Origin of the sequence: Parendozoicomonas haliclonae (genome assembly GCF_900174585.1) — a bacterium.
Lineage (GTDB): Bacteria > Pseudomonadota > Gammaproteobacteria > Pseudomonadales > Endozoicomonadaceae > Sansalvadorimonas > Sansalvadorimonas haliclonae.
Window position 1 is genome coordinate 1 of sequence record NZ_FWPT01000033.1, and the last position, 1,282, is coordinate 1,282.

Annotated in this window: 1 protein-coding gene and 1 pseudogene; both read right to left on the reverse strand. The window is 51.7% G+C overall.

Features of this window, described 5'->3' with window-relative positions; all coding sequences use genetic code 11:
* Positions 1 to 36: 36 nt before the first annotated feature.
* Entirely contained in the window at positions 37 to 1,044 is a 1,008-nt protein-coding gene (locus tag EHSB41UT_RS24095; protein WP_242667405.1) for an IS3 family transposase, read from the reverse strand.
* A pseudogene (locus EHSB41UT_RS24895) lies at positions 996 to 1,229 on the reverse strand (transposase); the annotation flags it as partial. The gene EHSB41UT_RS24095 and the pseudogene EHSB41UT_RS24895, both read right to left, overlap by 49 nt.
* Positions 1,230 to 1,282 lie beyond the last annotated feature (53 nt).

Genomic DNA, 1,282 nt, shown 5'->3' on the forward strand with positions numbered 1-1,282 from the left:
TGATCTTCCCCCGATAAAATGGACACCTCTCTGCAGCTAAGCTGCGGCCTCGTATTCTACCGGAGATTGATAATTAAGGCTCGAGTGCAGTCGAGCGCGATTATAAAAATGCTGGATATAACCCGCAATAGAATCGCGCAGATGGTACACGTTCCGGAAGGTTGTTCCGGTGATCAACTCCCCCTTCAAGGTATGGAAGAAGGACTCCATCTCGGCATTGTCTGTGCAGTGGTAAGCACGATTCATGCTGGGCTTTATGCCATAACGTTTGTGTGTGTTCTGCAATTCAGAAGCCCGGAATTCAATCCCCTGGTCTGAGTGGAAGATCAAGCCTTCAGGTGGCCTCCGATTCCGTATAGCCATCAGCAACGCAGTCTTTGTCAGTGCGGCCGTTCGGTTGTTCTTCAGTGACCAACCGACCACACGGCGTGAATACAGATCGAGAACGACAGCCAGGTACAACCAGCGCCCTTTCAGCTTTATATAAGTCACGTCCGTGGCCCAGTGTTGATTGATTGCCGTAGGCTTGGGCAGATCCTTCCTTATATTTGGAACAGGATCACAGGACCTTTGGGGCAAGGGTTTGCGCCGATAGATGCGCGCGACACGGGCAACCAGCTGATCTTCCCGCATCAGGCGCTCCACACGCTTACGACCCACGTTGATATTCCGTGCTTTCAAGGCGTTGTAGACCTTTGGGCTCCCGTATCGACCATGGCTTTTCTTAAAGACCGAGCGTATACGTTTGAGTAGCTTCTGGTCGTCCAGTTTTCGCTGGCTGGGCTTGCGAGCCCGCCAGGCGTAATAGCCACTGCGGGACACGTTGAGCCTCTTATAGAGAAAGCCGACACCAAAGCGGTCGCGATGGCGGTCTATGAAGGCGAATTGTTCCGACGCTGTTCCGCGAGAAACGCTTCCCACTTTTTTAGGAAGTCGACCTCCTTTTTCAGTGCGGCGTTTTCGGCCTCGAGCTTCTTGATGCGCTCGCTCTCGGTCAGTTCTTTCTTTTTGGGTACAGCTATCAATTTTTTGGTCACTTTCCACTCATTGGCCACGAGCTTGCCCTCGAAATACTCTTTGCGCCAACGGGACAACATAAAAGGATGGATGTCCAGCGATTCTGCGATGTCTTTGATCATTACACCAGGCTTGAAGGTCAGTCGAACGGCACTGACCTTGTATTCATTGGAGTATTTCCGGGTGGGTTTGTCGTGTCTGTATGTGCTCATAGTTCACCTCATTCCGTTAGGGATGAGGTGTCCACAAAAGCGGGGGAGGTTTC